The sequence below is a fragment of the Mariniradius saccharolyticus AK6 genome (genome assembly GCF_000330725.2).
Lineage (GTDB): Bacteria > Bacteroidota > Bacteroidia > Cytophagales > Cyclobacteriaceae > Mariniradius > Mariniradius saccharolyticus.
Genome location: NZ_AMZY02000009.1, coordinates 78046 through 103394, shown reverse-complemented (window position 1 = coordinate 103394; position 25349 = coordinate 78046). Strand labels below are relative to the sequence as shown.

Here is a 25349-nt window from a genome sequence, read left to right as displayed (position 1 = left end):
TCGATCGGTTCAATCAGTTTTCAAGGAAAAGGCACATAAGTATCCAACCCACATTGCTGCATAAACTCATTGTTGAAAAGCTGCTGCACCTCCCGGGCCATAACCCGGGAGCGTTGTTTTTTCCAGGCTTCGATTCTTTCGGGACCATACATGTAATTGACCCTGTCCTTGTCCAGAAGTCGATTGACTTTCCCCCAATGTACGGTGTATGGAATTCCCTCCTGTTGCATTTGATCCAACAACAACTTGAAAAACTGATGGTTGATTGCCGCGTCCACACCATCCAATTCCATCACGACTGATTCCGGAAAGCGGGTAAAGGCCAACTTAGATCGACATCCTTTGACAAAACGAAAAGCCAACACGCCCGCCAACTTGATGTCTTTGTTGATTTCCAAGCAGATTTCAATGGTGCGCACGATATCCTTTCGATCCAAACAAACCCCGGCACTAAAAAGCTGTCCGCGAAAACGCGTATTCTTAAAGGTCTCAGCGATAGTGCCTGTCTGATCCTCAGGCCTGCTGTAGGCCAAATTGAATAGGGAATTGACAAGTTGAGGCACAAGTAATCTATTCAAAAAACCCGCAGAGGCCTTGATGCGATCCAAAATAGACTGCATAATACCAAGCGTCTCGTCCCCATAGGTATATCCTTCTGTCACCGTATCGATGGGCGTATAGTCATCCCTGTACTTGACCTTGAACATGGTCCGCATATAGGCCCCCTTGTCGGGATTGTGAAACTCAAAGTCGTGGGGATTGATGGCCAATTCGAAATGGTACAGGTGATGATCCGGATCATTCCAAGGGAACTTAAGCCGATAATTGATCTTGGAAAAATCACTGGCTGTCACTGCATCCATCATGTCTTGGTCAAAAGGCACCCGATTGAGCTTCTGTTCCAGGAGAAATTTGTCCTCAACCTCGACCAAGACTCCGTGGATGATACCAAAACTCCCAAAACTCACCAAAATGGCATTGAACAGGTCATCATCAAGGATAGCCTGCGTCTTCAGTTTCTGGTGAAAAGCTTCGGAGGCAACTTTCCTACTGGCTCTTTCCACATAAAAATGCCTGTCTGGCCCGGTAATCACGTGCATTCCTACAACCATTTCAGGCAATGCTCCTTTGAACACAGCCGCCCCATGGGTTCCGGTAGAAAACGCACCAACGATGGTTTGTCCATTACTACCGCCGCTGACCATCAAGGATTTGGGCGGATTGCTCTGCTTTTCGAGATATTCATTGATGTTGATGATGGTATTGCCGCACTGGAGAAACCGAAAATTGTCCGGTCTTCCGCCTTTTGCCAAAAAATCAGGGTCAAAATTATCAGGCCCCAAGGCAAACTTATGCCGAAGTCGTTTGGTGTTGATGATCGAATCCTCGCTTACCGCCACCTTGCTAAATGACCAACCGCTACCCATTGCCCTTAGATTCATGCTTTTCTCAAGCGCCTGTTGAATGATCCATTGAAAATTTTCCGTGCATTTGTTGTACTGCGAAAGTTGGTTCAAGGCCTGCCAACTTGGGTCATCCAGAAACATGTCAAACGACTGGTCTTCATCGAGCGGTTGGGTAAAATTCTCATGTGCATTGGTAAAATCCTTGATTTTCCAGGGCTTGATTCCAGCGGGATAGGTCATTTTGAGGGGGGTTAAAAATCAACTTGAAATGAACGATGTTTGGAAAGTCTCTAATTGTCTTTGGTTTTGACCAAGTCTTAGGGGATTATCTCTCCCGGCTTTGGCTCCGTGGCACAACAATAATACTCCATCGTCTGTGGAAGAACGATTCCTAAAGTAATCGCGGATAGAAATACCTGTCCAAAATTCGTCTTTACCTTGACTTGGCACATGGACTTGCAATCGGGTCCCGTGACTACGTCGACGGGTTGCTGCAAACCCCAGAAATAGGAAACGCGCGTCACCTTGACGGGAACTGGGTTGTCTGAATCATACTTGGAAATTACCCGCAGATTGGCACAGGAACTAAGCGCGAATACAAGGCCGATGGCGACCGTCAAATACCTGATCGTTTGAATCGATTTCATTTTCATACATACCAAAATTTGACCCAAATTCTTTAAAAAATCTCTTAACTACCTAAATTTCAGGATAATTTATGGAAAAAATTAAAGTATTCGAAGCTTTTTTTCAAATCGAGGTTGCAAGATATAATGTCAAGTCAATCAAAAAAGTGAATTCCCGATCAGCCCAGAGCAAATCCACCCCAAGCTTAAGTGTCGATGAAAAAAAACGGCCCGCGTTTCCGGGCCGTCTTTCTCTGTGTTTCCGTGAAAAATCAGGGATCAATAATGATGGTCGCGAGTTGGCCAGTACTAGTTCCACAATTGGTTCTGAATGATAGCTGATAGGAGCAGCCTACCTTCATGGTGGCCAATGGAATCGTCACCGTGGTCGATTCAGGATTAATTGGAACAGGGGCAATCGAAGTGCCTGGACAGTTAGAATTTGTACTTAGAAACCGTGCCTCTGACAACCAATTAACGTTCTTGCCGGTCACGTTGATCGCCGGATTTCCAGCCTTTGACCAAGAAACCCGCTGGGAAGGTATGGTTGCTATGGTGATTTCCGGAACAGAAGCTACTGGGTAGCTGAATGGCTCCGACTTGATCGTGGTATTATCTATAGAGACCACAAAATCCTCTTTACGCGCAAATCTCCCGGTAAGTACCGGATCTGGAGTACATTCTCCTGAGGCAAGCGATGCTGGTAATCTAAACTTAAAAGCACCGGAGCAGGTGGCCAATGATTGCTCATATACCTCTAAAGGAACAGATTCTGACAAGATATTCAATTTCAATTTTTTGTCTATCCCGGCATCGTCCGCATACAGTCCTAATCCTCCAAGACTCAGAATATTGTCCTGGTCCTTACCTGGAATCACACCTGCGCCTTTGAAGCCCGAATTGGGCACGCAAATCTCTCTGATAAACGGCAGTCCGATCAATTTCAAAGGCTGAGACACTGCAGTACTTTTCCCGACAGTAACGGAAACCCTAGGCGTAATGGCTCCACAGGGTCTTTTCCCATCGTTTTGCGCGGCGGTTTTGTAGGGAATTTTGATCTTAAGGGAAGTCGGTGTTGCTGTGACAATCGTCGCTTTTCTCCATCCCAAAGAATCGGTAGGACTCTCGCCGAGACAAGTTCCCAAGGCGGCCACCTCTTGTTTGATCCAAACAAAATTGTCCTCCACTTTAGTACTAAATCCAGATCCGCTAATGGTAAGTTCTTCTCCCCAGAAAACATACTCAGGCGAGGTACCCGTGATCTCTACCTTCGCCGTAACCGGCGGATTGTTGGGATTATTGTTGTTGGGATTATTGGGGTCTTGTTCCTCGGCGCAAGCGAACAAAAATGACCCCACCAACAGTGAGAAGGCTACATGCCAGAAACTCCTGACCGTTTTCCGATTTTTTGAATGTTTAACAGTACCCATAGCGCGTGTGTTGAAAAATGACGATTGAAACAAAAGAAAAGGACTTGTCGATCGGTTTCTAAAACCAAAAATCGAATGCTCCTTTCTATTTGCTAAGTTGCCTGGATCGACACCCCGAAACAATACCCTAAAAGGGTGATTTTTTTAAACCAGTTTTTCCTGAAAAGCCTTGCTGACGGCTTCCACTTGTGAGTGGACATGCAATTTTTCGTAGATTTTTTTGATGTGGGTACGGACAGTTTCCAGGCTAATTCCCAAATCAGCAGCGATCATCTTGAAGCTGTTGCCCAAAGCAAGGGAACGAAGAATCTCTTTTTCCCGATCGGAAAGGTTGTATCCTTGGGTAGCTCTTGCGTTGCGCATATTTTCAATGACCAAGCGTGCAATAGATGGGCTCATGGGTGCACCGCCGGATAGCACATCCTCAATGGCGGAAATCAACCGATCCGAGGCATGGCGCTTCAAAAGGTACCCGTTTGCCCCAGCCTGTAGGGCTTCGAAAACATGTCCTTGGTCATCAAATACAGTCAACATGATAATCTGACAGCGCTGATTGAGGGTACGTATCGCCTTGACGGCTTCCACGCCACTGGCGCCCGGCATTTCGATATCCATCAAAACCAGATCCGGATTCAAATCCCTTACTTTCTCTTTTGCCAAAAGTCCACTGGAGAAACTGCCCACTACCTCAAACTCATCCCTGAGCATCAGTAGGTGCGATATGCCCTCCCTCAGAAAGTCATTATCCTCAAAAATGATGATTTTGGTCTTCATGGAATCATGAGTAGATTTTGAAGGTAGCGTTCTTTCTTGATTCAACCAATACCCCAATGGGGGGAGGGTACTTTCAGCCTGATGTGGGTCCCTTGCCCGATTAGACTCTCAAAAGTCAAGGTTCCCTTGATTTGTGCGGCACGTCCCTGCATGTTTTTCAATCCATTGCCTCGGTGTTGCTCATCCTCCACAGAAAATCCCTTACCATTGTCCGAAACAATCAGGAACAGGTCTCCATCTTGAATCGTGATCTTGGCTGTGATTTCGCTTGCCTTGCTGTATTTGGAGGCGTTGTTGAGGGATTCCTTGAAAATCAAGTAAAGGTTTTTCCTGACCACCGGACTGATTTTTGCCTTGAGGTCCAAGGATTCGGCATCAAACTGGAAATTGATCCCCAAAGGCTCAAGCATCTCAGAAGCAAAATCCTTCATCTTGAAGACCATCATGTCCAGACTGTCGTTTGCGGGATTGATCGACCATACGATATGGGACATGTTGTCCAAAATAGCCTTTGAGTTTTGCTGGATTTTCTCCAGTTGTTTGACAACAAAATCCTTCTCCTCCATCTTCATCAAGGCAATGCGGCTGTTGATGCTGATACTCGACAAGGTCGAGCCTATATCGTCATGAAGGTCTTTTGAAAGCTGGTTGCGCAAAGTTTGCTCTTGGAGTTTTTGCTTCAACTGGGCCCGATTAAAGATCAAATAACCAAACCCAACCAATACCGGAATCAGGGCCAACAGAAAATATTGCAACTGACGTTGCCGTCGGGACTTGATCGCTTCCAGCTCCATGTTGGATCTCAACAGCGCGATTTCCTGCTCTTTTTTCTCATTTTCATATTGGGCCGTCAACTCGGACATCTTTTGAATCTGCATGTTTTGGGCCAGTTTGTCTTTGAGTTGCAGTGTCAATTGCAATTGGTCCGTTGCCTTTTTCCACTGTTGGGTTTGCTGATAGAGTTGGGAAAGCTCACTGGAAGCATCGAACTGGTAGTTCCGCAGACCAAGGCTGTCAGATAGATGGTAGGACCTCAGCAAAAATTCCTCTGCCTTTCCAAAATCACCCAACGAACCATAGGCTTTTCCCACGACCATCGCCTCATAGGCCACATCTGCCATGTTTCCCAACTTCACAAACAAGGCGTATGCTTTCTCATATTCCGCAAGGGAAGCCCGCACTTGCCCTTTCATGAAATAAGTCTCTCCCAAATGCTCCCTCACCATGGCCATTTGGTAGAGGTTCTCCTCTTGTTCTAGCAGCCTTAAGCAGCGGTTGAGGACCGAAAGGCTGCTGTCAGGAAGATCCATTTTTCGCAACAAAATACTCAGGCTGATCGCCGTATTGATGCTCCTTCTCGTGTCCTTTTGTTCTTCGAAGCCTTTGATCGCGGCTTGGAAATTTTCCACCGACTTGGCATATTCCCCCTTTTCCCGGTACAGGATGGCGAGCAAACGTTTGGTATCGGTCAGCAGCGGGATATTTCCCAATTGCTCGGAGAGGCGTTCCGCTTCCAAAGCAGACGCCAATGCCTCCGCAAACCGCGACTGCTTACTGTATACCTCCGACAAATTGATCGCTACGCGCGCCAAATCAAATTCGAGCTTTTCTTGGGTGAAAATGTTTTTGGCATGCAAAAGGTAAAAAACCGCGGAATCCAAATTCCCTTTGTGCATCCAGGTCCAACCCAGTGCATTTGCGGCATTTGCCTCGCCTCGCAGAAAGTCACTTTCCCGAGACAATTCAAATGCTTGTCTACCTAATGACAGTGCAGAATCGGAGGCGTGGGAAGCCAGTGCAAAAGCCTTTGAGCCCATCTCCAACGTCAAGCTGTCCCCGGATTGACCTCGGGCCGAAAACCCAAAGAAAAAAACTGCGCAAAAAAAGATACTGTGTATCGCAAATCTCATTGGAAATCAGAAAACAATAAGTCTAATAACAGTGATTCAATTACCAACTGACCTGATGGAGCGGGTTGAGATACATCTATCAAGTAGCTGACAAAAAGGTAATAAAATCCCTTGAATCTTCCTTCACCGCTCAAAAATGAAATTGAACAGAAAGCAGCTGAATACCCCCCAACAATTCCGGAAATCAGTACCGAATCCCAGTGAAGTTCAGAACTCCCCCTTTTATTCAGGATCGGTCACCAACATGACATGTGCCAAGTGGTGCTTACAATGCCAGGCATAGAGGGCCGTGGCTTCGTAGAGTGACAAGCTCCTCTTCTTCTCAGGATGAAAAAAGGTCTTCGCATAATCCTCCTCCGTCATGGATTTCAACAAAACTACCCACCTGAAATGAAGTGCCTCCAAAATCTTCAAGCTATGCGTCAATGGAACATTCAAATAGTCCTCCATTTCGGCCCACTTATCCTCGTGGTAGGGCTTTATCGTAGGATTTTCCTCGGTAAGCGCTAGTTTAAAGCGGATAAAGCTGTTCATATGGCTGTCCGCACAATGGTGGACCACCTGCTTGATTGTCCAACCTTCAGGCCTGTAGGGCTTATTCCAAGTCACCCGCATGATCTTGCTGATCTCCGATGCCAATAGTCCCGGAAACCGCTCAATCGTGTAAATAAAAGAATCGAGTTCTTCCTTGTTGTAGGCCTTTGGAGCTTGGAAGCGTCCGATAGGATAGCGAAGGTCTTTGGTCATGGCTTTTTTAATTTCTGTGTTAAGTCGAACTGTTTAAAGGTAGGCTGAAATTTTCAAAATCAACAATCCGGTGAATATTGCGATTCCAAAACTTAGTAAAGTTCCAATGAGGATATATTCCGTGAGTTTCCGGTCCTTGGATTCCTTCAAATCCCCAAAGCGAAAAACCGATTTGGCTGCCAAAAGGAATCCGACCGCCTCCCAGTGGTCAGTCACGATGAACACAAAAGTCAACAGCCGCTCCAAAATACCAATGTATCTACCCGCTTCCGCGAGCGATTTGTTCTTTTCCTTTTGGATATCAGCAGTCCAATTGGCCATCACCACTTGAATTCCAAATCCCACTCCGAAACTCAGAAACACGAAAGCCGTCAGATAAAGCCAAAGTAAAGGGCTTTGTACCCAATCAAAAAAATGCACTTCGGGCCGCGCCCAAATCATCCACAACACCAACAGGCTGGCCAGGTGTAAAGCCTGATCACCCAAAAACCACCAACCTGCATTTTTCGGCTTCTGAAGATATAGCTTGAGTAGGTCTATGACTGCATGGATCAATGCGACCAAAACAGCAAGCAACCAATAGTCCAAATCCCAAAGCAAGACCATGGCTAAAACGCCGTGAAGAAAACAGTGAATGTATAAGTACGGTGATGCGATTTTACGCTTCTGCTTGCTGTCGACCCATGCAGAAGGCTGCAAAACGAAATCCCCAATCAGGTGCGCAAGAATGAGTTTTGTCAACAAAATCATGGGAAACACTGCTTGAGTTTATGCCTAAACATCAGCTCGACTTCCAGCAATTCATCCACTTTGGCCCTATTCCAGCGGCCACTTACAGAGTTTTGCTTGATCCCCAGCATATTCCCAAGCGCTTCTTGGTTGGCCGCCGGACGCTTGAGCACCATGCTGACAAGTTCAGCTGAGGAAATCGTCCATTCATCCATAAACAATCCTGCAAGCTTCAAGTACAGGTCGATCTCCCGATCAAAATCTTCGCTCGGACTTTGAATTCCTAGATTGACCCGGTCTTTTTTGAGTTTTTCGAACCGCTCTCCGGCGTAGACAAAGGCTGGGCCGTTGCTTTCCGATATTCGCTCCCCTGTATAAGTTTTCTCTCCAATTCCAATTGCCATCCGCACGTCTATCGGACTTGATTTCCGCTGCGGGTCATCTGCTGCGACATGCTTAACAAGCGCCTTGATTTGCAGGGCACGATGGAGCGCCTCTTCGGGCTGCGTAATCTCAAATTGGAAAAAATCACCCCAAACAATCTCCCATTGCCAGGTCGTTAAGCCCCAATCGGCAAAAAGATGTTTCAATGGGGCAAGCCATTTGTCCGGATGTTCCAGATTTCTTGAACCGATGATATCTCCTTTGATTACCGCAATCATATATCCAAATATCGTTAAAAAAGACGATATTTACAATTATCTTCTAATTAAATGATATACATAAATATCATCGTATCAAAGGATATTGTAGTATATCACTTCAAAAGACGATATTGAATTAAGCGTCATAGATTCAATACGGATCCACATCCACCACAAACCGCACCGATTTGAAGTCTTTGTGCGCCTGCATTTCCTCCAAGGCTGCTTGGAGATCATGTTTGAACTGGGCTTGTGCTTGGGAAGTACGATCCAACTTGGCCACCGACTCAAAGATGTATTGATCCTTGATTTTTCCGATCAAGCCTTTCTCTGGACCCAACATGATTTTCTTCACTGGAATTTCTGCCATCAATTGGTGCAGGTGTCGGGCGGCTTTTTCAGCCACTTTGTACTCTTTGTGGCGCGTGCTGACTTTGATGATCTTGACAAAAGGCGGGTAAAAAAAACGCTGTCGCTCCCCCATCTCCTGCAGGTAGAAATTGACATAATCGCCCGCCATGATTTGGGTAAAAATCTGATCATCCGGCCGTCGCGTTTGAATAATGACGTTGCCTCGCTTATCCCTCCGGCCTGCTCTTCCTGCGACCTGCGTGATCTGCTGAAAAGCCCGCTCACCGGCCCGGAAATCCGGGAAATATAAGATCCTATCCGCATCCATAATTCCCACTACGGTCACACGATCAAAGTCCAAACCCTTGGTAATCATCTGTGTCCCAACCAAAATATCTACATTGCCACTGCCAAAATCCTCCAACAGGCGCTGGTAGCCATACTTGCTCCTTGTGGTATCCAAATCCATCCTGGCAATCCGAGCCTCGGGAAATAGCAGGGCCAAACTTTCTTCTATCCGCTCTGTACCCAATCCAACTGCTCCCAATTTGGTACTTCCACAGGCTGCACAGGTGTGGGGGACTTTTTCCTTGAAACCACAGTAATGGCAGCGCATTTCCTCTCCAAATTGGTGATAGGTAAGGCTGACGTCGCAGCGATCACAACCCGGTATCCATCCACAATCCTCGCAACAGATGTAGGGGGCATACCCCCTCCTATTTTGAAAAATCAAGACTTGCTCCTGCCGCTGCAAGGCCTCTTGGATTTTCTCCCGCAGCAGCCTCGTGGAATCGAGTTTGAGCAGGTTTTTCTTTTTGTCCGCTAGGATATCTGCCAAATGAAACTCCGGAAGCTGCGCTTCGCCGTATCGGTTCTTCAGTTGGAAGTAGCCGTATTTTTTTTGCCTTGCATTGTAAAAAGATTCAAAAGATGGCGTTGCGGAACCCAAAAGCGTCTTTGCCTGATGCAGCCATGCAAGCATAATGGCTGCATCCCGGGCCTGATACCTCGGTGCGGGATCAAACTGCTTGTAAGACGACTCGTGTTCTTCATCTACGATCACCAAACCCAAGGAATCAAAAGGCAGAAAAATCGAAGACCGTACACCTACGACAAAGGAAACTTTCCCACTCAGGACTCCATTCCATACTTCGACGCGTTCGTTGTCGGAATACTTGGAATGAAAAACCCCCATCCTGCCTCCAAAAACCTTCCGCAGTCGATCCACCATATGCGTGGTCAAGGCAATCTCGGGCAACAACAACAAGACCTGCGAACCACCTGCCAAGGCCTCCTCGATCAAGGTAATGTAGATCTCCGTCTTTCCGCTTCCCGTGATGCCGTGCAATAGGACAGTATGTTTTTCCTCAAACTGTTGCTTGATCGATGCCTTCGCCGCCTCCTGTTCTTGGGACAATTGAATCGGATCGGAAGCAGCCAACTCGTCTTGGAATCTGCTGACCACGACCTTGAATTCCTCCAGCACCCCATTTTTCACCAAGGTCTTCAGGGCAGATTGGGACAGTCCGGCTTGGGCGAATACGGATTTCTCCAATCCTTTCTCATTCAACGCGACCTGATGAAATACTGGAACTTCCTGGAGGTACTTGAGTAGGATTTCCTCCTGCTTCGGTTTGCCGGAAATGCTGGCAAAAAGCCCTTCCAAAGCATCGCGATCCTCCGCATAGCGTTTCACCAATCTCACCCTGCTCTCCACCTTTGGGCTGAATTTATCCTTGACTTCCTCAAAAACCAGAATTGCTTCCTTTACAACAAGGCTTTTGATAATACCATGTATGGATTTGATTCCCAGGATATTTTCACAATCTTGGTAACTCATCTCTTCACGCTGGGCAAGGGCCTCCAGAATCACCAACTCCCGATCGTCCAGGGGATAGGCAGATGTCTCTTGATCAAAAAGTGGATTGATCTGGATCTTGCTTTCGCTGCTGAGTTTCAATCCCGAGGGAAGCGCAGCATTCATCACTTCGCCGATATGGCAGCAATAGTACTCCGCCATCCAAGCCCACAGTCGGATTTGGAGTGGATTGACCGTAGCCTGCGCATCGAGCACATCCAAAATCGGCTTTGCCTCATAAGCTTGGGGAGGTTTGGCATGGACCTTACCGACAATTCCGGTAAGAACCTTCTTTTTTCCAAACTGTACGATAACGCGGTACCCAATCCCAATCCCTTCTGCAAGGGACTTTGGGATTTTGTAGGTAAACATTCGCGGAATCGGGACGGGCAAAATGATATCCGCAAAAAGCGGATTGAGGTCCTCCCCGACCGGATATGTATCTCCAAATAGGCTTTCCAAAAGTCTTGCTACGCTAAAGTGGGAAACTGTGCGACGGCATCCGCCACCGCTGCGACCGGCCTTTGGCAGGCACGGTTGAAGCAAACGTAAATTAAGGCATTTCCTTCAGAATCCGCCGTCTTGCCTTCCAGCAGCGGGACAATATTCGTCAGGGTTTCTGAACAGGCTAAAACCATGTTGGGCTGATAGGTGGACAAAAGCGCTTTTCCCTTTTCGATTGCGCCGGTTCCCACTACGGCAACCTCGGCTTTTGGCACCAAGGTGTGCAGCATCAGTGAAGCCCAATTGCACAAAAATCCCGGCTCGGTCAAAATCAGCCTTTTTACGCTCGCCAGCATATGTTCTGCGATCGCTTGATATTCTTCCTGGTAAAAATACAAACCCAAATCCTGCAGGTTTCTAGCCATGACCGAGTTGGAAGCCGGAATGACATTGTCAAAAAGCTCCTTCTTGTTGGCGATGAGTTTTTCGGCTTTGGGATTATTGAAAAAGAAAAAGCCATCCCCCTCATCATAATACTGCTCCAAAACCAAGTCCGTCAATTCCTTGGCTTTCAGCAGCCATTCGGTCTCAAAACTCGCTTGGTAAAGGGAAATGTATCCCCGAATTACCGCGGCATAATCCTCCAGGAATGCCGGCGTGTAGGCTTGCCCATCCTTGTAGGACCGGTACAAGACTTGGCCTTTGAACATCTTTTCCCAAAGGAACTTCCCATTCCTCTTGGCCAATGAAAGCGCCTTCTCCGATCCAGTTGCCAGAAAAACCTGCGCCAAACCCGCAATCGCCAAACCGTTCCAACCGCTCAAAACCTTGTCGTCCAATCCTGGATAAATACGCCGGTTGCGCACCGTTAGGAGTTTGGTCTTGATTTGCTGAAGTCGTTCCCGATAGGCTTTTTCGCTCAGCCCAATCTCCGCGGCAAGATCCGCATAGGGCTCCGTTTGGAACAGGATGTTCACACCATCTTCCCAATTGCCCTGGTACTTCAAGTTGTAGAGCTTCTTGAACCAACTCAGGTCTTCACCCAGGATGGCCTCAAGTTCCTCATATTTCCATGTGTAAAATTTCCCTTCCACGCCTTCCGAGTCAGCATCCTGTGCCGCAAAAAACCCTCCTTCGGACAGCAGCATCTCCGCCTCTATCCAATCGACCGTCTCCAAGACTTTTTCCTTGAAAAACTCATCCCCGCTCACTTGATAGGCCTTGGCGTAGAGGTCGAGCAGTTGTCCATTGTCGTAGAGCATTTTCTCGAAATGCGGCGCAAACCATTCCCCATCCACAGAATACCTCGCCCAGCCTCCCCGCAAGTGGTCATAGATGCCGCCCATACCGATTTTCTTCAGGGTGAAAAATACCTTTTCGAGCAGTTCTTGATCCTTACCCAGCAAAGCCGCATCCAATACAAACAACCAAACCGCCGGCATCGGAAACTTGGGTTTACGGTTCATTCCGCCCCATTCCAAATCAAACTGTGCAGTCAACTTGTCCAATACCAATTCGATATCCGCTTTTTCCAAACCTGTTTCGGCGGCTTTTAAACCATACTTTTCCAGCTCCGACCTGCCGATACTCCGTCCAAACCCCTCTGCGCTTTCAAGCAATTGCCCATGGTGGTTTTTGTAAGCATTGGCGATACTGCCGAGGAGGTTTTTCCATTGCTTGTTGGGGAAATAAGTACCACCATAAAAAGGCTTCTGATTGGGCATCAGGAATACATTGAGCGGCCAACCGCCCTGTACGCCCATCGCCTGCAGCGCCTCCATGTAGATATTGTCAAGGTCGGGCCTTTCCTCCCGGTCGATCTTGATACAGACAAAGTGGGCATTCATCAGGTCTGCCGTCTCCTCGTCCTCAAAACTCTCCCGCTCCATCACATGGCACCAATGGCAGGCCGAATACCCAATACTGACGAGAATTGGCTTGTCTTCCTGCTGCGCCTTGTTCAAAGCCTCCTCTCCCCAAGGATACCAATCCACAGGATTATGCTGGTGTTGGAGCAAATAGGGGCTTTTTGATTGGGAAAGGCGATTCATGGGAGTTGGTTAGGGTGTTATTGAGTTATTGAGTTATTGGGTTATTGGGTTATTGGTTATTGAGGGGGTCGATAGTCCATGGTCCACAGTCGATAGCGGCTGAAATTGGCTTTCATTGCATATTTCCTTTCTCGCAGCCTTGTGTTTGAATATGTAAAGACCATAGTCCAATCTCTGATTAACATCGAAGCGCTCCCTTCTCCTGCCAAATATCTCGTGTCTCGCTTCTCAACTCTCGCTTCTTGTATCTTATGTCTTGCGTCTTGTGTCTTGCGTCTTGCGTCTCAAATCTCACTTCCCCCGATACTGCGTCTGCTTCCGGAGTTGGTCGATTTCCTTCGAAAAGTCAAAGTCGCGGTTGTATTTCTCCAGTTTCTTCTGGAGGTTGTCCAGAAACTTCATATGTGCCGGACTGTCGGGATTGAAGGGCCGGTGGGCCAAGTCCCGCTTGATTCCCTCAAACTCCTCGATTAGCTGGAAAGACTTGGAATCAATCCATGCGGTCTTGAACCGCTGCCAAATGTAATCCTCGGCCTGGGCATTGGGATGCACCAGATCTTCCTTATAGAACCGGTAATCCCGCAACTCATCCATCATGATTTCATAGCTGGGGAAATAGCTTACAAAGTCGTAAGTCTCCGTCAAGTCATGGGCGGCTAGCCTCAAGACCGATTTGCTGAGTTGGTTTTCCGGTATGCCGTCCCTTGTATGGCGGACTGGACTGACGGTCAAAATCACCCGGATGTTGGGGTTGATTTCGCGGAGAATATTGAGGAAACTGCTGAATGATTTTTGGATTTCGTCGGGGTGGAGCAGCCTTTTTTCAAACAAATCCGCAGGTTGCTTATGGCAATTGGCGACGATTTGGCCTTTTTCCCCATACTCATATACCCAAGCCGTACCAAAAGTCACGAGTAGGAGACTTGCATGCTCCAGTGAATTTTTGACCTGCTGCTGCTTTTTTTGGATCAAGCGCTCCAGCGAATCCTGACTGTAGGCGACCACATCCGAATGCATCCCATAATGCAGGTACAATCCATCCCTGACCAGCATCAAATCGGTGTTCACGGGCATCTCCAGCGCAGAGTCCTCCAATAGATTGGCAATGGAGAGGGGATTAAAAATGGTGCCAAAGGGATTGTTCAAAACCGGAAACTTCCGCTCGGCCAGCTTCTCTCCGATCATCGTCGAAAAACAGGAGCCGATAGAAAGGATGGAAGAGCGGTGGGTAATTTTATTGTCCCCCTCGGGGATATCGAAAGACGTGGTCCAAAGCATGGCTTAAAATTAGGAAGAATCGCCACAACCAAGAACATAAATTTACGCCAAAGTCACAATTATTGCATCGGAACAAATCAGGGCCGATCGGAACAAATCTACAGGGCAGCAACACAGTGGGATAAGGCCGTTTTCCCGGGAAAAACCCTTCCAACCTTAAACAAACCAAACCTCCAACCTGACCGGGGCAAGGGTACTCAGGGTCTCAAATTATTTGGGACCAGTAAACCCGACAGTTTGAGGACTCAAATCATGATCTAAGGCGCCTGGGAAAATCCAGCACCGTTACTTTGGTCCCATGATTGGCACGGTCGTGTCAGCTTTGTAACCTCATCACAAAAAGAAAAAATGAAAAACCTCATGATCCTTGCCTCTTTGCTCCTATCCTTACAATTGGGCAAAAAAGAAAAAATCGAAGTCCCTGCCATGAAATCCGTGGAGCTTACCTATCAGGAGTTTGCCTCCTTCGATGTCAACATAAGCAGCACCTCCAAAACCCCCATCGATGTTTCGGTGATCGATCCCAAAACCAAAAAACAAGTACAGGGCTTTGGGCTTGGATCCTATGGCAACGCGGTAGTTTCGGTAAACCCAGACCATATCCTAAGGCTGAAAAACAATTCCTTGAATGATATGAACCTGTCAATAGAATTCGTAGAACGCAAACCCTACACCTACAATCCCGAAAACGCGCCCGAGATCAATTTCACACTGCACAACTCATCTCTAAAGTCCATTCCACTGATCATCCCAAATGTGATGAATCCTAACCTTTCGCCCATGTCCAACAGTGGTGTTTCGTTGAAGGTCGGCCAAAAAATCTACTTCCGGGATGGTGCCAAAAAGGTGCTGATCCTGACGGTGAACGAATCCATCAAGCCCGGCGATAAGATCGATATGGCAAAATTGGTCAAAGACTTGAAAAAAGATTGATAAATTAGAAACCCATCCCGTCGGCAATCCAATCCACATCTGGCATGGATTGCCGACTTTCCTTTTTTGACCCTCAAATCCATGTCGATCTATACCACTCCCCTGCAATTCGGATATTTCTTCAGCCTTGTGATCTGGGTTTTGCTCTTGGTCCGTGGGTATCGCGAGCAGCGGCTATCGGACAGATTGCTTGGCTGGATCATGTTCATCTTGGCCATGGAAATGCAGGACTATACGTTTGGCTTTGCAGGAATCAATGTCATGTGGGATGAATTCAACGGATTCCTGAGAAGTGTGAGTTTATTGTTTGGGCCTGTGGTGTACTTTTACTTTCTCACCCAGACCAACCGTTCGTTCCGACTGAAAAAAAGCCACCTTTGGCATTTTTTGCCCTATGGCATTTACTTCATCTACAAAATTGCATTCTTCGTCCAAGGTCCTGCGGCTGTAGAATCACTGCATGCCTCAACGCTGGACTTGGTCGCAAGCTACGTGATGAGGATTGCTGCGGTCACCTCATTTGCTTATTATCTTTCGCAGTGCTTGCTGATCTATAAACGATACCGGATCTGGAGTATGGGGCAGTTCAGCAACCTGGATTTGATTGACTTCAAGTGGTTCAGGAACTTCATCTACTGCATGATCTTTTGGCTGGCTTTCCGGGAGATCATGGTGGTTTTGGATGTGATTCTCTCACTCGACTTCTACCAAGACTGGTGGTGGAACCTCGCCCTTGTCGCCGTCGCGGTCTACATCGGCTTGGCGGGTTATGCGCAAAAACAGCCGGCGCGTATTGACTTCATCCCCGATCCAACACCCGAAAGCCAGGGTATCGCACCCATCCAATACCAAGAAACCACAGCCGGCAAGGATGCGAGGGATCCGGAAAAATCCGCCCTAGCTTCCCGGCTAGGTCTGCTGATGGAGACAGAAAGACTTTTTCTCCAACCCGAGCTGAGCTTGCAGGAATTGGCGCAGCACCTGCAGACCAATCCCGTACAGCTCTCCGCCGCAATCAATCAGGTATTTGGCAAAAATTTCAACGACTACATCAATGGCCTTCGGATCGAGGAGTTTATCAAAAAACATACAGCGGACACCAATAGACGCTACACCCTCTTGTCACTGGCTTTGGATTCGGGCTTCAACTCGAAGGCCACCTTCAACCGCGCCTTCAAAAAGATCAAGGGAAGTGCGCCACAGGAATTTCTCCAGGGCGGAAAAGAAGAATAAGCAAGCCGGAGGTAAGAGAATGTCAGAAAAATCCGTGTAAATTGATTGTGGTAAAATGGAAACGGAAATTTGAAGTGAACCCAAAACTCCCCAATCTCCTCCTGATCATTTTCTCCCTTTTCGGATACTTGGAATGGGGACAGGGGCAGCATTCCTTTCTGTTTCAGGCTGAAGCAGAGTTGTTTTCCAAACTCGTTTCCAATCCAGCCGACGTCATCCATCCCTTGACGGTCCTTCCATTCTTGGGTCAAGTCCTCCTTTTGGTCACCCTCTTCCAAAAAACGCCAAGCAAAATCCTGACCTATTTGGGAATAGCGGGCCTTGGGTTGCTGTTTGGGATGATGGTCTTGGCCGGGATTTTTGGTGGGAATATGAAAATCATACTTTCCACCTTACCGTTTTTGGGGACCGCTGCTTGGGTGGTGCGGAGGAATTGGAAAAGCCGAATTCACCACCAAGAGGGTGAATAGGATTTGAATTCCCGAAATCGAGATAGTCAGGATTTTTGTCTAAACCGAACCAAAACGAGATTGGAATTATCATTGATCAATCCTCGAAATTTTATCCCGAAAACCTTTGGTATCAGAGGGAAAAACCGATGCCCGGCAAGATGACACGGCAGAACCAAAGTTTTTCTTTTCCTACCCCTATCGAAGCTTGGCCAAGCCCCTGAAATGCCCTTCTACACATCAAGTCATACACGGAATATCATCGGGTAATGGTCGGGTGGCGGTCGGGACACGGTAGGAACGCGGTCGGGACGCGGTAGGAAGGCGGTCGGGACGACGATAGGAGATGAACCAAGTGCGAAATACGATGTAGCAAGTAGCTAGTGGAAAAACTCGATCCTCCCCGCAAAAGGGGCATAGGAATTGGTCAAAAAAATGGCTTCTGGATCAATTGGATTTCTAGAGCTTTAGGTTTAAGTTTAGATAATCGAAATATATCCGCAACTGTTGCGCTATGTATTCCATATAGCATACATAGCGCAATGATTGCGTGAAGCAACTCGTTGTGTGGCATAATAAAAAGACAGCAACCAGGAGAATGATAGCAATGATAACAATGGCTTTGATAATGATTTCCTGCATCGGGCATGGAAATTCAACGGATAAAACATCTCTCGGAGAAACGACTGATAAAAAGGACACATTAACATATTATTGGCAACCTGATTACAATATATATTCATTTGATACTGTTATTAATCGGACAAATTATCTAATGAAAACGTATTGCTTAAATGATAGTGCTGTCTATAACGAGACTTTTTCGGAAGAGAGAAGCAAAAATAAGAACCTGATTGAATATAGTGTAGCACATAATTTTGCGACTGATTTTACAATTAAAACAGACGCCAATGTGATTAAGGTACATTTGTTGAAGGAGAATTTTAAAGATAGTTTATCAGCCGATTTCTTTAAGATTTGTCACATGTGGAAAAATGAGTTTTCACATACAGAGAATGGACAACTAATTTTTCGTGCGACATTTGCCAAACCAGATACAGATTATCAATTTGCTATTTTATATTTGATTACGGACAAAGGTGATTTTAAGATATTAAAAGTAGAAGATGAATCATTTAATGGTTCAGAAGATGAACAAATTACGCCACACAACATACAATATAGCCAATAAGGGTTTCAGTGGTATACCAAGGTTTGCAGCCCGCTTTAACTTTTAGTGTAACCTGATAGGAAACCGCCCGCAATCCCTTACTGGCCATATTGTCAAACGTTAACGGTCCGGCTAAAAAAGACAACAATAAAGACGAAAAATGGACGAATATATTAATTGTTTTGGGTGCGGCTCAAAATCTTTAAACATTGACGGTGAAACTCACGAGTATATGTTATCATCAACGGGGTGTTGGATTATGTTTTGTGAAGTTTTAGAGAGAGAATATTCTGATTTTAACTATGCAAAAGCTCATCACTACACAGTTGATGCTTACACAACACAACATGTTGGTAATGAAAATGATGTAAGGGCTATAAATTCCGTGAACATACATTTGGCTTCTCTGTATATGATGTTCGAAAGAAACTTAGACATTATTGATGCTGCTGATTTTAAAATGAACTTTTCTCAATTTTACAAAGGGAGTGGTGACTTAGTATGGCTTGAGCCACCTATTTCATTTGGTAATCTTACTATTTATGAACTTTGGGACAACAACAATCCTGAATTGCATTTCTCATTAGCTGAAAAATGGGCTAAATCAGTATGGAATTCTTGGGAAAAACATCATCAAACCATTAGTAGATTAGCGAACAACTTTTTAAACAAAAAATAATACTCAGATAAACATGTCTATAACAAAAGAATCAGAATTGATTGGAATGAAAAAGGTAAGTGACGTTGTTGCTTATACTTTAAAAGAAATGAAAAACTATGTAAGACCAGGTATTTCAACCAAACAACTTGACGACTTCGGAGCAGAAATATTAAAAGATTTCGGAGCGAATTCAGCCCCTAATAAAACATACAATTTTCCGGGTTGGACTTGTATAAGTGTTGATAATGAATTTTGCCACGGTTTACCTTCAAAAAACAGAATATTAAAGGATGGCGACCTGATAAATATTGACGTTTCAGCGGAGCTTGAAGGTTTTTGGTCAGACAATGGTGCATCATTTGTAATTGGAGATGACAAATTTGGACATCAAAAACTTGTAGACGCTTCCAAAGAGATTTTAAAAAAAGCAGTTTTTAATATCAAAGGAGGCGTAAGGGTTTCGGATATTGGACATCTTATTGAAACAGAAGCAAAAAGACGTGGTTACAAAGTAGTTAAAAATCTTACTGGACACGGAATCGGAAGAAGCTTACACGAAGAGCCATCTGAAATCGCAAACTTCCAAGACAGATTTAACCTGACACGTTTTAAGAAGAATTCTGTTGTGGCAATTGAGACATTTATATCTACCCATTCAACTTATGCAGTGACATTGAATGACGGTTGGACAATGGTTGGAAACAAAGGCGGGTTCATGGCTCAACACGAACATACAATTGTGGTGACAGACAATAAACCAATCATATTGACCGAGAAAAATGAAATTTGGAATTAATTATGCCAAACAAAAAGAAGCCTGAACCGCTATAGGCGTTTGGCACAATAGCGGGTGGCGTTGTTAATTGAACATTCTATCTCGCATCAACAGCAATACTTATCGGGATGGTGTATTGACAGTTTTTTGATCCGAAATTCGCCACTGCGCCACGTGCCAAAACGTTAGCGGTCAGGCAATAGTCGAAAACACATTAATTACAAGAGAAAAAAATGAGTATTGAGACTGAGAATCTAATGATCATTTCTTGCGACTCTGAAATATTGAAATCAGCAATTCAAGGGAATGAAATTCTGTCAAAGAAATTAGGTATAACTATTCAGGATGATTGGACAGAATTTGGAATTGGTGCTTTAAAATATTCGCTTGATAGACTTTTAGAAAACGAGCAAGAAAACGGTTGGTGGACTTATTTTCCTATACACAAATCAGACAACAAACTAATCGGAAGTGGTGGATATAAAGGCAAGCCGACAACAGAAGGAACAGTTGAAATTGGTTATGAAATTGCGCCAACCTATCGAAATCGCGGACTTGCAACCGAAATGACAATGGGACTTGTTGAGAACGCTTTTAGAAATGAGAAGGTAAAATCTGTCATTGCACATACACTTGGACAAGAAAATCCGTCAACGAAAGTTCTACTAAAATGCGGCTTTAAGAAAATTCAGGAAATCAATGACACAGACGATGGACTAATATGGAAATGGGAACTAAGAAGAAAATAATGAAAAAAGCCCGAACCGCTGACAGCGTATATGACTTATGGCGGAGAAAATGGTAAATTCAAGGTTTGTGTTTTTAAGTAAGTTTATTGCAAGCGGACAAGAAAGTGCTTCGAAAACTGCCACTGCACCAAGCGCCAAACCTATTATGCCATGCCTTGATAAATGATGAGAGTTAAGATCATACTTTTAGCAACACTAATACTGGTTTCCTGTGGCGACCTAGTTCGATTTGAAGAACCTCAGCCGGCGGGACAATCAAATGAGAAAAGAATTCCACAAAATCTTGTAGGGCAGTATTTGAGTTTGGGCGACTCCTCAAAACTCATCATAGCAAACGGACTTATCATTAAATATTCTGTTTCTCACTTTTCTGACCTGGTGGATTCGATTGAAGTGAAGAATATCGAAGGAGATACAACATTTTCCGGAACTGAAGACAAGTTTAGGTTTGAAGTAGTGGTTAAGGAAGACAGCATCTTTCAACACTGGGGTTATTACGATACTCTTTTCAACCTAGCAGAAGGTGACATTCTTAGGAAGTACAAAGGACACTATTTTTTGAATGACAGGATTTCTGAAAATAGTTGGCGCGTAATGATCTTGACAAAGATTGATCATGGTGTGACACTTGGAACAATTTCCAAAAAGGATGACATAGATAATTTAAGGGCCGTAACCGAGACAAAGTCTGATACCATTTTTAGTTTCCGACCAACAAAAACAGAGATGAAGAAATTCTTAAAGGGTAAAGGATTTAGCGACAGGGACACCTTTTTCAAAGTCAAATAGTGGAAGGCGCGGCAGACAACAAGGGTAACCGATGCACAACCTCCCTTGGAATTAAATCAATTGACGTTCCTTTAGCGAATTGGTGGATTTTTCATGGTTGGGAGAAATCGGGGTCGCTTTTTTTTGCTCGGGCGGGGCCTGAAGGCGCTATGGCGCGGATGTCTATCAAGAAAACGAATTTGATCAGTTTTTGGTTGGTATCGTGATCTGGAGCAAGTCGACGTTGACCCCGTATAGAAAAAACTGAACTGAATTTGCTAAATTCACCAAGTAAGTGAAATGGGTTCACTGAAAATGCTTGGGACTTTTTTCAAGGTCTGACATTGGGCGCAAGCCTTCGGGACAAAAATGACATGATCGACAACTTAGACAAATATGTAACCAGAGACAACCTTGACATTAATTGGAGGTTTGAAGATAAAAAGGAAATTTTGACTCAAATTAAGATCCTCGACCGAAAAGCTTATGATTTAATCTGGGAGAAGTTGTTCCATGATAACATCGTTGGTAAATTCACGCTTAACGAGGACAAGTTTAAAACTTTTGAAGCAAAGGATTTCAACAACGACTATAATTGGATAACTGCGCGCCTACATGAATTTAAAAATAAGGAGGATGATATAATTTTAATCTGGGCAGACGGACAAGCTCTTTTAACAAATTTTCAAACCTTCATTGAAAATTGGGACGACTTTTATTATCCAAGCTCGGACGACCTTCTAATTATTAACAGCAAAAGAGACTGGATAATCAATTTAACACACTATGAATGTTTCCGGTTTGGACAAGGGATTGGATAGAAGGCAAGCGTCGAATCAATTAGACGGCCTGTCCAGATTTCTCTGAGGATTCGCGCCCCTTACGTCGGACATGTCTCACACTGCTCGCATCCCCTTGTAACGCCCTATTTTTGACCTATATTCCACGTTCAGGACACGCGCATCCGAAAGGTTATCAGGGTGGCACGGGGAACCAGTGCTTTACGATAGGACACATCTACTCGAATGCACGACTCTAAAAAAGAAGACCCTAAGAATAAAATGCGGGATTTTTTGTAAATTCGTAGAAAGTTTAAAACCAAAACGTATGTTCTCCACAATCGAAATTGATAGGAATAACTTGACGATAATGGGAGTGAAATTTTCGGATTTAAATACATTCGAAAGCACAGCTAATGCTTTAGGTAGTAACATGTTTGAAGGTTTTGAACCAACACCAAAGGGAGTTGAAATAATTAGAGATTATGTGACAGGTAAAATTTCCCTGAGTGATTTGGTGAAATTTGCAGAAGAAAAGGCTTATGTCTGATGCCTATAAGTACATTGACTTTGATTATACTTACACCGACCCAAAAACAGGAATTTTAAAAAATCTGCGGGGAATTACGGATCCGGATGTATTACTTTTTGTAGAAAGTGCTGCCGTAACAAAACGACTTCAGGAGCTTTATAATAATCCAATCAAGATTAAAGGGATTGAAAACCTTTTTGATATTCACAACCACCTGTTTCAGGATATGTATGTTTGGGCTGGGAAAAAACGGATTGTGGAAATAAGCAAAGACGGGAAACAATTTTTCCCTACTTCCCATTTTGACAATGCGCGTATCTACATAAACTCCTTGATTGCTGATTTCAAGAAAATTCCAAAAAACAGAAAAAGAGAATTGGCAGAAAAGTTGGCGGAAATTTTAGACAATGTAAATTACTTTCATCCATTCAGGGAAGGAAATGGCCGTGCTCAAAGGGAATTTCTCAGATCGTTGGCGTTGGAAAAAGGGTTGATTTTAAACCTCAACCCTCCAAATAATAAAAGCGTGTATGAAAGATATATGAAAGGGACAATAGAGAGTGATTTAGTGACATTGAAAGAGCTGATTTTTGAACTAGTTGCCTCAAAAAATCGGGAATAAAAGTGAAAAATAGCGTAGTGCCCTCGCCAACACTTAAGTTGACTAGGATCGCCACCGCTATCTATTTGGCCCGATCTGTTTACAATATTGTATACGGTTCCATCCCCTCCCCCACAATCTTTCCAAGCCCATGGATTTTGTTCTGTTGCCTGCTTAACTTGTGCGCATAAGCTTCACTTGTAAACTGGAACAGAAATGAAAAAAATGCGGATATTTTTCACCGGAGGATCGGGAAAGGCGGGCAGGCATGTAATCCCTTATTTGCTGGAACAAGGGCACCGTGTGATGAACGTGGACTTGGTGCCGCTGCACTATCCGGGCGTAGACAACCTGACGGCCGATATCACAGATTCGGGACAGATGTTCAACGCGATGAGTGCCTATGCCGGCTTTGATGAGCTGGAACCCGGCACAGGCGTACCGAAGTTTGACGCCGTGGTGCACTTCGCCGCGGTCCCACGCATCCTGATCAAACCCGACAACGAGACCTTCCGCGTCAATACAATCGGCACCTACAATGTCATCGAAGCTGCGGTGAAGCTGGGCATCAAGAAAATCATCATCGCTTCCTCTGAGACCACCTACGGCGTTTGCTTTTCGGACGGACAGACCAATCCCCGCTCGTTGCCCGTGGAAGAGGGCTATGATGTGGACCCCATGGACAGCTATGGGCTTTCGAAAGTGCTCAACGAGCAGACGGCCCGCAGCTTTCAGCGCAGGTCGGGGTTTGACATCTATGCCCTGCGGATCGGAAACGTGATCGAGCCGCATGAATATGCTTCGCTTTTTCCCCATTATCTCAAAAACCCAGAAGTCCGCCGCCGGTGTATCTTCAACTATATCGATGCCCGCGACCTTGGGCAGGCTGTGGACTTGTGCCTAAAAAAGGACGGAATGGGCTATCAGGTATTCAATGTCGCCAACGACCACAACGGCGCGGTCCTACCGAGCAAGGAATTGGCCGAGCGGTTTTTCCCGGGCGTACCCGTCACCCGGGAGCTTGGTGAGCATGAAGCGCTTTTCTCTAACCGCAAACTTCGGGAAGTCCTTGGCTTCAAGGAGCAGCACCATTGGCGGAAATATGTGGGAGGAGAGGAATGATCCAATAAAACGATCGATTTACGGGAATGAAATACAATCCTGGAAAATCTGAACCGCTAGTTTACTTCCAAGTGAATACAAGACAACAAATAAAAGCATGGCAAATCTCAAGCATTCCCTACTCATCGCTGCCTTCACGGGGATCATTTTTGGGTGCAAAAACGAGCCCAAACCACCCGTGGTAGAAACCCAATCCGTCGAAACCGCGGTCGAAAAACCCGATTTTACGGGAAACTATGTCACCGAATCCTACGATCAGCGCACCGAAGGCTATGATTGGGTGGCGGTAACTGTGACCCCTGAAGCAGGTGACCAATTGAAAATATCCGTCAGGTCCCGAGCAGACAAGAAGAAACCCACCTGCACATTTGACGCGACTGTACAGCGATTTGACGACAGCACTTACAGCACAAGGGTTGACGACAAGGTGATAAGATTTCGGTTTGGTCAAAACAGCCTTCGGATCGAACCCGAAAGCCAAGATGGCGAGTCAATCCTATATTTCTATTGTTCGGGCGGGGCGAGTCTAGCCGGTACTTATCAAAAAATCAACGAAGCCTTGGATCAAAACCAAATCGACAAAACCCAATTCAGCAAAGTGTTGAACCTGCAAGGGGTGGGCTTCAACGTTTCCGCGATCGAGAAAAACGGCACAAATGAATTGAGCATCTTCACTTTCGGGCTACCCGTTGAATTCAAGGAAACCTTTGCTATTGAAAACCAAGCAGTGCAAAACGCAGAAGTGGAAGATTTGAATTCCGATGGTTCGCCCGAGTTGCTTGTATTTACCAAGGAAAATGGGACCAATGGCAAGGGGCAAGTCTATGCCTTTTCGGTCAACAATAAGAAATCGATGAGCGCTGTTTATTTACCTCCGACCGAGGAAAACGAAAAGATCAACAAAGGCTATCAGGGAGGGGATGAGTTTGCCTTGGTCGAAACCAATCTGGTACAACGCTTCCCCATTTTTAAAAATGGCACCGAAACCGGTAAGATCAGGCAGGTTTCCTATACGCTCAAAAACGGGGAGAACTCAAGGATATTTGTGGTAGACCGGATCGATGAATTTTAAAGGTGGGTTCAAAAAAGATACATTCATTTTTTTTCTGCCTGCGCCAATTGAAGAAAATACGTTCGATCTTAAACGAAAAAAAGCCAGCCGCTTTACAACGACTTGCTTTTCAATTTTGATTGCGAAGCTTTCCCGCTGAATTGAAGACTACTCCTGTAATGATCCAAGGAAACAAGTTTGTATCGATCAATGTACTGTTTTACCAACAATCTCGTTAATTCAACAAAGTTGATTTATTGTTCAGCCTCGAGGTCAG

Annotated in this window: 24 protein-coding genes; 13 read left to right on the top strand and 11 right to left on the bottom strand. The window is 45.3% G+C overall.

Annotated features, from left to right (window positions below):
* Nucleotides 1–20: 20 nt before the first annotated feature.
* From C943_RS08180 to C943_RS08130, 11 genes are all read right to left on the bottom strand, one after another.
* A complete protein-coding gene (locus C943_RS08180; protein ID WP_008626408.1) occupies nt 21–1646 on the bottom strand; it encodes an FAD-binding oxidoreductase in 1626 nt (541 codons plus the stop codon).
* 77 nt (nt 1647–1723) lie between these two features.
* Nucleotides 1724–2059, bottom strand: a complete 336-nt coding sequence (locus tag C943_RS21365) for a Bor/Iss family lipoprotein (RefSeq protein ID WP_008626406.1) — start codon at nt 2057–2059, stop codon at nt 1724–1726.
* Nucleotides 2060–2304: 245 nt separating this feature from the next.
* Complete coding sequence (locus C943_RS08170; RefSeq protein ID WP_040479672.1) at nt 2305–3462, bottom strand: hypothetical protein; 1158 nt, start codon at nt 3460–3462, stop codon at nt 2305–2307.
* A gap of 144 nt (nt 3463–3606) precedes the next feature.
* Nucleotides 3607–4236 (bottom strand): response regulator, encoded by a 630-nt coding sequence (locus C943_RS08165; RefSeq protein ID WP_008626396.1) that lies wholly within the window; start codon nt 4234–4236, stop codon nt 3607–3609.
* 41 nt (nt 4237–4277) lie between these two features.
* Entirely contained in the window at nt 4278–6065 is a 1788-nt protein-coding gene (locus C943_RS08160; RefSeq protein ID WP_169334613.1) for a tetratricopeptide repeat-containing sensor histidine kinase, read from the bottom strand.
* A gap of 303 nt (nt 6066–6368) precedes the next feature.
* Entirely contained in the window at nt 6369–6893 is a 525-nt protein-coding gene (locus tag C943_RS08155; protein WP_008626393.1) for a YfiT family bacillithiol transferase, read from the bottom strand.
* Nucleotides 6894–6926: 33 nt separating this feature from the next.
* Nucleotides 6927–7643, bottom strand: coding sequence for a DUF3307 domain-containing protein (locus C943_RS08150; RefSeq protein ID WP_008626392.1), 717 nt, complete (start codon nt 7641–7643; stop codon nt 6927–6929).
* Nucleotides 7640–8284 carry a hypothetical protein gene (locus C943_RS08145; RefSeq protein ID WP_008626391.1) on the bottom strand — a complete coding sequence of 215 codons (645 nt, stop codon included), beginning with the start codon at nt 8282–8284 and terminating at the stop codon, nt 7640–7642. The genes C943_RS08150 and C943_RS08145 overlap by 4 nt, the downstream gene beginning before the upstream one ends.
* A 133-nt stretch (nt 8285–8417) precedes the next feature.
* Nucleotides 8418–10937 carry a replication restart helicase PriA gene (gene priA, locus C943_RS08140; protein WP_008626390.1) on the bottom strand — a complete coding sequence of 840 codons (2520 nt, stop codon included), beginning with the start codon at nt 10935–10937 and terminating at the stop codon, nt 8418–8420.
* 8 nt (nt 10938–10945) lie between these two features.
* Entirely contained in the window at nt 10946–12970 is a 2025-nt protein-coding gene (locus tag C943_RS08135) for a thioredoxin domain-containing protein (protein ID WP_008626389.1), read from the bottom strand.
* A 291-nt stretch (nt 12971–13261) separates the two neighbouring features.
* The gene (locus tag C943_RS08130; RefSeq protein WP_008626384.1) at nt 13262–14248 is read right to left on the bottom strand and encodes a GSCFA domain-containing protein; all 987 of its coding nucleotides are present in this window, start codon (nt 14246–14248) and stop codon (nt 13262–13264) included.
* Nucleotides 14249–14596: 348 nt separating this feature from the next.
* Here C943_RS08130 and C943_RS08125 point away from each other — a divergent pair, with 348 nt between their 5' ends.
* The 13 genes from C943_RS08125 to C943_RS08060 all read left to right on the top strand — a co-directional run bounded on the left by C943_RS08125 (nt 14597) and on the right by C943_RS08060 (nt 25093).
* Complete coding sequence (locus tag C943_RS08125) at nt 14597–15181, top strand: hypothetical protein (protein ID WP_008626382.1); 585 nt, start codon at nt 14597–14599, stop codon at nt 15179–15181.
* An 81-nt stretch (nt 15182–15262) separates the two neighbouring features.
* Complete coding sequence (locus C943_RS08120) at nt 15263–16414, top strand: helix-turn-helix domain-containing protein (RefSeq protein ID WP_008626380.1); 1152 nt, start codon at nt 15263–15265, stop codon at nt 16412–16414.
* 74 nt (nt 16415–16488) lie between these two features.
* A complete protein-coding gene (locus tag C943_RS08115) occupies nt 16489–16884 on the top strand; it encodes a hypothetical protein (RefSeq protein WP_211208872.1) in 396 nt (131 codons plus the stop codon).
* 529 nt (nt 16885–17413) lie between these two features.
* Nucleotides 17414–18055 carry a hypothetical protein gene (locus C943_RS08110; RefSeq protein ID WP_040479666.1) on the top strand — a complete coding sequence of 214 codons (642 nt, stop codon included), beginning with the start codon at nt 17414–17416 and terminating at the stop codon, nt 18053–18055.
* Between the two features lie 139 nt (nt 18056–18194).
* Nucleotides 18195–18713 (top strand): DUF5946 family protein, encoded by a 519-nt coding sequence (locus C943_RS08105; protein ID WP_157198479.1) that lies wholly within the window; start codon nt 18195–18197, stop codon nt 18711–18713.
* Nucleotides 18714–18726: 13 nt separating this feature from the next.
* Nucleotides 18727–19491 (top strand): type I methionyl aminopeptidase, encoded by a 765-nt coding sequence (gene map, locus C943_RS08100; protein ID WP_008626363.1) that lies wholly within the window; start codon nt 18727–18729, stop codon nt 19489–19491.
* Nucleotides 19492–19703: 212 nt separating this feature from the next.
* Nucleotides 19704–20219: a GNAT family N-acetyltransferase gene (locus C943_RS08095; protein ID WP_040479661.1), complete on the top strand. Its 516-nt coding sequence runs from the start codon at nt 19704–19706 to the stop codon at nt 20217–20219.
* Between the two features lie 162 nt (nt 20220–20381).
* Nucleotides 20382–21008, top strand: coding sequence for a hypothetical protein (locus C943_RS08090; protein ID WP_040479659.1), 627 nt, complete (start codon nt 20382–20384; stop codon nt 21006–21008).
* Nucleotides 21009–21361: 353 nt separating this feature from the next.
* A complete protein-coding gene (locus C943_RS08080) occupies nt 21362–21808 on the top strand; it encodes a hypothetical protein (protein ID WP_157198478.1) in 447 nt (148 codons plus the stop codon).
* A gap of 286 nt (nt 21809–22094) precedes the next feature.
* Nucleotides 22095–22316 carry an antitoxin VbhA family protein gene (locus C943_RS08075; RefSeq protein ID WP_040479649.1) on the top strand — a complete coding sequence of 74 codons (222 nt, stop codon included), beginning with the start codon at nt 22095–22097 and terminating at the stop codon, nt 22314–22316.
* On the top strand, nt 22309–22920 hold the full coding sequence (locus C943_RS08070) for a Fic/DOC family protein (RefSeq protein WP_008626358.1): 612 nt from the start codon (nt 22309–22311) through the stop codon (nt 22918–22920). Before C943_RS08075 ends, C943_RS08070 begins: the two co-directional genes overlap by 8 nt.
* Nucleotides 22921–23115: 195 nt before the next feature.
* On the top strand, nt 23116–24021 hold the full coding sequence (locus C943_RS08065; RefSeq protein WP_008626356.1) for an NAD-dependent epimerase/dehydratase family protein: 906 nt from the start codon (nt 23116–23118) through the stop codon (nt 24019–24021).
* A gap of 97 nt (nt 24022–24118) precedes the next feature.
* On the top strand, nt 24119–25093 hold the full coding sequence (locus C943_RS08060; RefSeq protein ID WP_008626355.1) for a hypothetical protein: 975 nt from the start codon (nt 24119–24121) through the stop codon (nt 25091–25093).
* The last annotated feature ends 256 nt before the right edge of the window (nt 25094–25349 follow it).

Coding starts and splice junctions, on each gene's coding strand:
- C943_RS08145 (WP_008626391.1), bottom strand. CDS start 8,284: ATGATTGCGGTAATCAAAGGAGATATCATCGGTTCAAGAAATCTGGAA.
- C943_RS08060 (WP_008626355.1), top strand. CDS start 24,119: ATGGCAAATCTCAAGCATTCCCTACTCATCGCTGCCTTCACGGGGATC.
- C943_RS08090 (WP_040479659.1), top strand. CDS start 20,382: ATGATGAGAGTTAAGATCATACTTTTAGCAACACTAATACTGGTTTCC.
- C943_RS08125 (WP_008626382.1), top strand. CDS start 14,597: ATGAAAAACCTCATGATCCTTGCCTCTTTGCTCCTATCCTTACAATTG.
- C943_RS08080 (WP_157198478.1), top strand. CDS start 21,362: ATGATCGACAACTTAGACAAATATGTAACCAGAGACAACCTTGACATT.
- C943_RS08120 (WP_008626380.1), top strand. CDS start 15,263: ATGTCGATCTATACCACTCCCCTGCAATTCGGATATTTCTTCAGCCTT.
- C943_RS08075 (WP_040479649.1), top strand. CDS start 22,095: ATGTTCTCCACAATCGAAATTGATAGGAATAACTTGACGATAATGGGA.
- C943_RS08130 (WP_008626384.1), bottom strand. CDS start 14,248: ATGCTTTGGACCACGTCTTTCGATATCCCCGAGGGGGACAATAAAATT.
- C943_RS08095 (WP_040479661.1), top strand. CDS start 19,704: ATGAGTATTGAGACTGAGAATCTAATGATCATTTCTTGCGACTCTGAA.
- C943_RS21365 (WP_008626406.1), bottom strand. CDS start 2,059: ATGAAAATGAAATCGATTCAAACGATCAGGTATTTGACGGTCGCCATC.
- C943_RS08170 (WP_040479672.1), bottom strand. CDS start 3,462: ATGGGTACTGTTAAACATTCAAAAAATCGGAAAACGGTCAGGAGTTTC.
- C943_RS08135 (WP_008626389.1), bottom strand. CDS start 12,970: ATGAATCGCCTTTCCCAATCAAAAAGCCCCTATTTGCTCCAACACCAG.
- C943_RS08065 (WP_008626356.1), top strand. CDS start 23,116: ATGAAAAAAATGCGGATATTTTTCACCGGAGGATCGGGAAAGGCGGGC.
- map (WP_008626363.1), top strand. CDS start 18,727: ATGTCTATAACAAAAGAATCAGAATTGATTGGAATGAAAAAGGTAAGT.
- C943_RS08165 (WP_008626396.1), bottom strand. CDS start 4,236: ATGAAGACCAAAATCATCATTTTTGAGGATAATGACTTTCTGAGGGAG.
- C943_RS08105 (WP_157198479.1), top strand. CDS start 18,195: ATGGACGAATATATTAATTGTTTTGGGTGCGGCTCAAAATCTTTAAAC.
- C943_RS08155 (WP_008626393.1), bottom strand. CDS start 6,893: ATGACCAAAGACCTTCGCTATCCTATCGGACGCTTCCAAGCTCCAAAG.
- C943_RS08150 (WP_008626392.1), bottom strand. CDS start 7,643: ATGATTTTGTTGACAAAACTCATTCTTGCGCACCTGATTGGGGATTTC.
- C943_RS08070 (WP_008626358.1), top strand. CDS start 22,309: ATGTCTGATGCCTATAAGTACATTGACTTTGATTATACTTACACCGAC.
- C943_RS08180 (WP_008626408.1), bottom strand. CDS start 1,646: ATGACCTATCCCGCTGGAATCAAGCCCTGGAAAATCAAGGATTTTACC.